Genomic DNA, 8182 nt, shown 5'->3' with positions numbered 1-8182 from the left:
AAATCAATGGTTGACTATAAGATGCCTGTGTATCGCTTGAAATGTGTATCAAAAAGTTTCTTTCAGTTGATGATTTTAGTCCGCAAATTATGTATTAATATTTAGAAAAATAGATCAAATGTTAAACTTTAGATTAATAGATGAGTTTGTATCACACGTACATTTTATTCAGGCACGTAAATCATTCGGCCATCATTCAGTTTATAGGTTACCCCTGCCTTACTTCCTTCGCCCTCACCAATTTGACCTGTAGATTCATATTGTTTAAGTTCTTGTCCTTCTTTAAATGAAATTTTCATATTTTTTTCACCAGGATTTTCAATTACAACGACATTATTATTTGAAAATGGATTTAGCGGGTTTTGTACTACCAACATCATTAGAATCACAATAATAACTAAAAAAAGGTCAATCAAATTCACAACAGAAAGCATAGGATCATCACTTTCATCCTGTTCCAAAAATCGCATTAAGCTTCCCCTTGATGAAGACTTTCAAATTCTTTTTCATACTCACGTAATTCTTCAAGCAACCAACGACGTCGGATAACCAAAATATAAAAACATATAGAAGCCGAAACTAAAGATAAAATTACTGAAGAAAATGCCATCACCATATTCTGCCCCACTTGTTCAGCTTGACCTGAAGATAAAGCGAGTAATGCAGGACCCATTGGAATCATAGTTGCGATCAATCCCAACATCGGTGCAGTTCGGGATACAATTCTTAGCCATTCCAAACGTTTAATAATCCAAAGTTCTAAATCATCAGTCGAGGCTTGAAATTGATTTTGTTCTGCATATTTCATCAAAATCGATCGATAACGTTTAGAGGTTCTGAACACGCATTCCATAATAAAGCTACCCAAAGAAACCAATGAAAAAATCAATGAGATAAGGATGAGCAACATCACAGGCCATAAGAAAAGTTTTGAAGCCTGATAAATCAAACTTTCGACTTCTAAAATTTGCATAAATTTCCTCTTATTTTTTTCGCTGTTGCATAAATTGTTTAAAAAAACCAAATCCAATCAATAAACTCAGTATGAAGGCACCAACCCAAGCATAATCTTGTACTTCCGACTTTTTCTGGACTTGTTCCAAAGCCTGACCTTTGACTTTCTGTTGTGCCTGATTCTGAGTATTTTTTTGATCTATTTTGGGTGTTTGTATTTCTATAGAAGATGGATGTTGATCTTGAGCAGACTGATTGGCATCGGCCGCTTTCAAAGTCTGTGTTGTTGGGTTTAAACCTTGTCCTATAGCTTGCTGATTTTGAGTATTTTGCTCATCGGCTGTGCGTTTTGTTTCAGATGAATTTTCAAGATTTACTTGATCAGTTACTACAGTCATCTGTGCATTTTTTTCTAGTGATACACTGTCATTTTGCTTCAAAATACTTTGGGTAAATTCATTAAGCTTTTCAGACTCTAAAGGCAAATTCACTTGTTCTTGCAACGCTTGAATTTTTTCTGCAATTTCTCGTTTTGTCTCATCATCAGCTTGCCAATAATCTTGACGAATCGCTTCCGCCATACGATTTAATACTTGGAGTTGCGCAGATGGATTATGTTGTGTGAACCATTCATTTACACCAAGTTCGCGCTTATCTTGAACGTAAGTTTCATACATATCTTTCCATTGATCAGCACGGACAACTGAAGGGTCAGTCACATTCCAGCCATATAAATTATTGGTCACATTAATTACTTCCAATGTGCCAGCATAACCCTCCTTTTGCATACTTTTAATCCACTCAGGATTTAAATAACGGGTACGTAATTCATCTGACAAATAAGCTTTCAATGAGGTGACTTCAGCTTTATTTTGGCGTAAATCTGTAATGAGTAATTCCGGTGATTTCCCTTGAACGGAACGAATTGCCAAAGATAATCCACCTAAATATTCAAATGGATGATCTGTCGATAACACGCCATGCACATTTGAAGAACGCGACATAATGGCAACATCAACGCCTTTTAAATTTTCAGCGAATAGATTGACTGGTGCTTGCTCACCCCACGTTTTATCGCCATAGGCATATTGCAGATTATTTAAGAAGGTATTTGCTAATTCTTGATCATTTTCCCAATCATCATAGGACAAGGTTTTTTTCGTTAAACCTGAGCCATATTCTCCAGGTTCATTACTAAAAATTTTAAGTTGTGATAACGCTTTAGCTCGTTCAGGATCAACTTTTTGAGCAATTAATGATTGCTGTATCTGTTGTGAATTTTGATAAAGCTGATTATTGGGTTCATTTAGCGCTGAAAGTTTTGCCATTGCACCAGCAAGTAGACGCATAAAACCATCAAATTGATCTCGATAAACACTGGTGGCTTGAATCACAACATCCACACGTGGGCGCTTGAGCTCTTGTTGTGGAATAATGTCTAAACTCACCACTTTACCTGCTTGATCCCACACAGGTCTTAAACCAAGCGCTGCCAAAACTTGTCCTTCCGAAACACCTAAATGACGAATCGTTTCAGAAGACCACAAACTAAATGCAACTTTGTTAGGGTACTGCTGAGGATGCTTTTGTTGGTACTGCGCAATCATCTGCTCAAAGGTTTTTTGTCCCATTTCATAAGCCGCTTTAGTCGGGATTTTATTGGCTTCAAAAGCATATAAATTGCGTCCACTGACACTTTCAGGCTGACGAATCGGGTCTCCCCCCGTTCCCGGTAAAACATAGCCTCCTGATAAAGCATTCAACAAACTTTGCATTTCTCTATCTGCACTCAAATATTCATAATTTTTTTGTGCAGTTTCGATATACGCTTTTAGTTTTCCACTTTGCCCTATCTTTTGAATATCTGCATCAACCTCAACATTTGAAGCCTTAGATTTAAACCATCCTAAACCTGTGGATTCAGCCGGATTTAAAACATAATGCGCCAAATAACGATAAGCTAGAGATTGACGAATTGTTTCAACATCGGCATTAAACACTTCATTTTTATCCAGCTTTAATGCTTTGAAATAGTCTGAGTCTAACTGCTGTAAAACAATCATTAATCTTTGATCATCTTGGGCTGACAAACCGAAACGATGCAAGCCCATGGGTACAGCTTGTTGCGCTAGGCGATGCAAATGATCATGAAGCTGAGTATAAAATTGAGGGAAATTATTCTGAGCCTGAACCTGAGTCAGGTTTAAATCTTTAAGCACACCACTTTGCTCTGTTAAAGCGATCAGTTTTCCTTGAGTTTGCTGCTTGACTAAACCCTCATCGAGCTGAGCATATTGGTGAATTAAATCGTGAATATCTCGTAATTCATCATATAAACCAGAGGGTGCTAAAGGCGCAGTTTGATGACTCACTATAACTGCACGACCACGTCGTTTCGCTTGCATGGCTTCTGCGATATTATCCTGAACATAAGGATAAAAAATCGGTAAAGCACCTGCGGTCAATAAAGGATAGTCATTCGCTGCTAAGCCTTTGTCTTTTCCAGGCAACCATTCTTGTGTGCCATGTGTTCCCAAATGAATCAATGCATCGGTTGCTTGTTGCAAATACAGATAAGTCGCTAAATATAATGGATCTGGAACAGCGTCTTGACTGTGGTAATTCTCACCTACTTTAGAACCACGAGTAGGCTGAGGAAGTAGTAATAAATTTCCGTAACGCTGACTTGGAATTGCAAAATAAAACTCGCCCTCCCTTTTCACGACTGCCCAATGTTTAGATAATTTTTGAATATCCGCGCTTTCTTTTAATTCGTGTTGACGCTGTTCAGGCAAGGTTTTTAACCAATCAAGATAATACTGAACAGGAAAATAGCTGAGCATTTCTTTCTGTTGTAGGTCAGCTAATTTTTCATGCTGGTAATATGCAGATAATAAAGTTTGAGCATCTGAAATAATTTGTTTTTCGCTGATCAGTTCGGTGTCGTATCCACGTTCTTTTAAACTTTTTTGAATATTTTCGATGCTCAGCGGAATATTTAAATTTGATGCAGATAAATTATTTTGACCATAAGGATAATTCCAAAACATCACCCCAATTTGCTTTTCTTTATTGGGTTTAATCTTCAATTTGGATTGGGCAATTACACGTTCAAGTAATATATTGACCTGTGGTTCAATCCATTGCTCGCGACCACCCTCATTTAAAGACAGCACTAAAGGATCAGAAAATCCCCAAGTTTCGGGAAGACTCAAAAAGATAGATGCTAAATGCGGAGGTATGCCTGATTTCGAGTTTTTCCATTCTTCAAAATTGCCATTAAAACTCAAACTTTGAACCATAGGCACATTCATTTTTTGTAGCTCGGCAACTAAGTCCTGACCATTTTGAATATGCGTCATATTGACCATTGCGGTGATTGGTACATCTTTAAAAAAATCTGAAAGTTTGGTTTTGGTTTTCGACTCATTCCAAAGCAAGACAATGGGAACAACACCTTTTCGTTCAGTAAGCGTTATGAGTTGATCAATTTTTTCAGACGTTAAATTGGTGATATTGCTTGGATGAAGCACATAAACCAAATAGGCATTTTGTCCTTGAATAGTTGATTTTTTCTGATGTTTTAGATTCTGTTGATACCAATCTAAATAGGATTGCACATTGTCAAAATAGTCTTGTGCACTGGTGTGATAAATCGAAATTTCTGGTAATTTTTGCGTCTTAAATGTGGCTTTTTTACCTTCAGTATTCCAAAGATGTACTGCTTCAAAATAATGTGAAAAGTTAATTTCTCCACCGTTGTAATACAGATCTAATAATTTAAATCCAAATAATTTTGGAATTTTCTGGAACTGCGGTGCTCCACCACCAACGGTCATATATGCTTTGTCTTGAGCCTTTAAACTTTCAAGTGCAAGCTCTTCAACCTGTTTACGATCTGGCGGTCGCGGAACATCTAAAATGATCACATCCGCCTGCTGAATAGATTGCTGAACAGCTTTTTGATTTTGATTTACTTGTAAATGCTGTAATTGCACATTTTGTTTCGCTGCAATTGGCACAAGTTTTTCAAATTTAGTATTTGCCACAAAATCGGTATGTAACACCAATACCTTAGTTTGAGCATCTGCTGTTTGTGCAAAAGCCACATTTAATGTGAGATAAACACATAAGAAGATGCTCAAAATACGCAGGATGGAGTTTGGATCCAAACTTTTTTGAATATGAGTTGGATCTATTGCATGCAGAATGAAAGATTTCTTCATCATTAAAATCTCACATTCATACCAACAAAGTAACGACGTCCTGCATCACTAAAAGTTTGTAATTGATCAGGTTGCATGCCAATTTTTTTATCTGTCAGATTTTCAATTCCTGTCTGGACTGTCCAATTCGGAGTCACTTTATAATCTGCATACATGTGCCAGAAGATATATCCTTGACTGTGTGGTGTATTCGCAGCTTGAAATTGTTTACTGCGATATTGCTGGCGTAATTTGGTTTGCAGTTTGTCGTTCACTTGCCAAATGACTGAACTATTTAATTGATGCTTTGAACGATCGGCTAAAGGGATATTTTTACTTTTATCTTTTGCGTCTAAATAAGTGTAATTGGCTTCTAAATGTAAATATGGCTCTATGTGATAAGCACCACTCCATTCAATACCTTGTAGTTCTGCTTTTGTCACATTGACATAATCTAAGCAAATTTTCCCTGCGACTGAACATGTAGGCTGACGCTGTGTATCTATCAAATCATCGACATTGTTTCTAAACCACCCTAATGAGGTTTCAAAATTATCTCGATGGAAATGTAATCCAACTTCATAAGCGGTATTGGTTTCAGGCTTAAGATCAGGATTGCCTCGAATAATACCCATACCACCCATTGCAGCATTAGACTCAAACTCTTTAGATAGTTGCTTTAAAGTTGGCGCTTTATAGCCTTTGCCCACACCAGCTTTGACTGTCCATGCATCGCTGAGTTGATAAGACGCATTAAACTTCGGACTCAGTTCCCATCCAAAATCTGAATGCTCATCGCCACGTGCCCCAAATCCAACTTTAAATTGATCAGAGATTTGCCAAATATCTTGTAGATAAATTCCATAATGGGTAATACTGTCTTTTTGTTTTAAATTGACCGTTGGATCTTCCAACTTTTCCTTACGAAGCTCATTACCCAGTATTAAATGATGATTAGATAAATCAAATTGAAACTGTGTCGAAGCCACTTGATCAGTTAATTTTTGTGGAGATGTCGTATCTCCGCCATCACTGCGCTCACTTTCTCGTTTGAATTGTGTTTGATAAAGCTTAACAATACTTTTACCCCAACCCCATTCACCTTCATGTTTTAACCCGAATCGAGCCCGCTCAATTTCATCATCAACTTGATAATATTGATTACGTGTTCCACCTCTTAAATCTTGTCGATCCTCATGGCCGTACTCACTTATGAATTCAATCTGTTGTTGATCTGTTGCTTGCCAAAATAGACCAAGATGCCCTTTGGTATTTTTCTGCTCATCGTGTTTGCTTAAACGAGAATTGGTAGGATCTTCAAGCGCATCACGTTTTCTAAATTCGGCCCAGAAATTGACACCTAATTTATTTTCAATGAGTGGACCAGACAAGTAAGCACTGGTTTTATACTGATCACCACCCAAATTAGATTCATTCCATAACGATTGAATCGAAGCAGAGCCTGTCCATTTTTCGATTGGTTTTCTAGTAATAATATTCACTACTCCACCTAAAGCTTCTGATCCATAGAGTGAAGACATCGGTCCTCGAACCACTTCAATCTGTTCTATCGCTTCGGTTGGAACCCAGTTTAATTCACCATCAGAGTGAGCAATGGCTGAGGATGAACTATTAATTCGTTGTCCGTCGACTAAATATAAGGTGTGTGTCGGGTTCATTCCTCGAATCGAAACCCCTTTCCGATTTAGCCCGATACCTACATTTTGTAGACCTACTCGATCGTTCAAAGCATCTGAAACATCATTTATAAATCGTTGATTAAGTTGCTTACCATCAATCACATCAATACTCGCCATTGCTTCATGAATATTTTCTTTTTTTGCAGATGCTGTGACCACAATCGTATTCATACTGTGTGCTGGATGATGATTTGTGTCTGTTGATTCTGCAAAGACAACATGAGTTACAAAGAGACCCATTCCTAAAAAGATACGCATAGTGATATTTAAGGTTATTTTTTATTGCTTATAATGTTATGCTATAACATTACATAATGCAATTTTTTAATTTATAAATTTCTATTTTTCAATATATTCAGTTGAAAATCTTTGAGCCCAAAATAGCCAATAAATGTGAGACTCTTTTGGAGTTGATAAGTACAAATTTGACAAAAAACCAAAACCTCTTTCTACTAAGAATTAATCTCTGTCGCACTTCATTTAAGAATCTAAGAATTTTTAAATTTACATTTTAAGAGTTTATTAAAATTATAGAATTCTTTCATAATTCATTTTTATGCAGTTCCATGTTATAGATTCCAGCAATTTAATTGAATCTTAAACCTAGTCTTTTGACTCGATTACGATATCGCGCCGCAAGGACTTTGAAGGCTTTCAAACTGCCGAATACATGTTCAATCCCAATTCTTCTTTTATTGATTTCTCAATTGTAAACTTTTAGCTCGGAATCTAGTTTGCAGCATCTCTTTGCTTTTAGAGGCAATGAGCTATTTGGATACATTGCATAGATTCCTTGATAGCCTTCATCTGCATGAATAAAAGCACCTTTAGGAATCGGATTCAAGTTGCGTTTGAAAAGCTCGAAATCATGTACAGCACCACGACTCGTGCATAAACTCAGAAATTGCTGTGTTCTATAATAGATAATGGCTTGAACTTTAAATGTATGTGCCTTCCTCTTGCCACTATAGCTTTTCTTCTGTTTTTTAGGTCTTTGTGTTGGAGTTTCTGTGGCATCTACGATCACCACATTCCAGTCGATACCTTCGCCTTCAGGCAGACTCTCGGGTAAATTAAATAGATTGGACTTGATCAGGCAATCATCTACATCGTGGAAGATTTGTGAAGCAGTAGGCTCTGACACGCCAATAGCTCAGACGGAGTAAAGCCTGATTTTCTTCACTTAACTTGGATAGTCTACTTTAGCAGGCACAAGCATTTTTAGTAGTTCAACCATTAAATCAATGGTTGACTATAAGATGCCTGTGTATCGCTTGAAATGTGTATCAAAAAGTTTCTTTCAGTTGATGATTTTAGTCCGCA

6 protein-coding genes are annotated in these 8182 nt (G+C 37.0%); all 6 read right to left on the bottom strand.

Going from position 1 to position 8182, the window contains the following annotated elements; genetic code table 11:
• Nucleotides 1–164 precede the first annotated feature (164 nt).
• The 6 genes from BMW42_RS14380 to BMW42_RS14360 all read right to left on the bottom strand — a co-directional run bounded on the left by BMW42_RS14380 (nucleotide 165) and on the right by BMW42_RS14360 (nucleotide 8003).
• Nucleotides 165–470: a DUF2149 domain-containing protein gene (locus tag BMW42_RS14380; RefSeq protein WP_092768927.1), complete on the bottom strand. Its 306-nt coding sequence runs from the start codon at nucleotides 468–470 to the stop codon at nucleotides 165–167.
• The gene (locus tag BMW42_RS14375) at nucleotides 470–973 is read right to left on the bottom strand and encodes a MotA/TolQ/ExbB proton channel family protein (RefSeq protein WP_092768924.1); all 504 of its coding nucleotides are present in this window, start codon (nucleotides 971–973) and stop codon (nucleotides 470–472) included. The genes BMW42_RS14380 and BMW42_RS14375 overlap by 1 nt, the downstream gene beginning before the upstream one ends.
• A gap of 10 nt (nucleotides 974–983) precedes the next feature.
• Nucleotides 984–5183, bottom strand: coding sequence for a cobaltochelatase subunit CobN (gene cobN, locus BMW42_RS14370; RefSeq protein WP_092768921.1), 4200 nt, complete (start codon nucleotides 5181–5183; stop codon nucleotides 984–986).
• Nucleotides 5183–7117 (bottom strand): TonB-dependent receptor plug domain-containing protein, encoded by a 1935-nt coding sequence (locus BMW42_RS14365; RefSeq protein ID WP_092768918.1) that lies wholly within the window; start codon nucleotides 7115–7117, stop codon nucleotides 5183–5185. The genes cobN and BMW42_RS14365 overlap by 1 nt, the downstream gene beginning before the upstream one ends.
• A 328-nt stretch (nucleotides 7118–7445) precedes the next feature.
• Nucleotides 7446–7559, bottom strand: a complete 114-nt coding sequence (locus tag BMW42_RS15005; RefSeq protein WP_416224330.1) for a hypothetical protein — start codon at nucleotides 7557–7559, stop codon at nucleotides 7446–7448.
• Nucleotides 7560–7562: 3 nt separating this feature from the next.
• On the bottom strand, nucleotides 7563–8003 hold the full coding sequence (locus tag BMW42_RS14360; RefSeq protein WP_171260742.1) for a transposase: 441 nt from the start codon (nucleotides 8001–8003) through the stop codon (nucleotides 7563–7565).
• Between the last annotated feature and the right edge of the window lie 179 nt (nucleotides 8004–8182).

It is taken from the genome of Acinetobacter sp. DSM 11652 (assembly GCF_900109815.1).
Lineage (GTDB): Bacteria > Pseudomonadota > Gammaproteobacteria > Pseudomonadales > Moraxellaceae > Acinetobacter.
Note: the sequence above shows the minus strand (reverse complement) of the source record. Positions and strands in the feature narration are given on the sequence as shown.

Coding starts and splice junctions, on each gene's coding strand:
- BMW42_RS14380 (WP_092768927.1), bottom strand. CDS start 470: ATGCGATTTTTGGAACAGGATGAAAGTGATGATCCTATGCTTTCTGTT.
- BMW42_RS14375 (WP_092768924.1), bottom strand. CDS start 973: ATGCAAATTTTAGAAGTCGAAAGTTTGATTTATCAGGCTTCAAAACTT.
- cobN (WP_092768921.1), bottom strand. CDS start 5,183: ATGATGAAGAAATCTTTCATTCTGCATGCAATAGATCCAACTCATATT.
- BMW42_RS14365 (WP_092768918.1), bottom strand. CDS start 7,117: ATGCGTATCTTTTTAGGAATGGGTCTCTTTGTAACTCATGTTGTCTTT.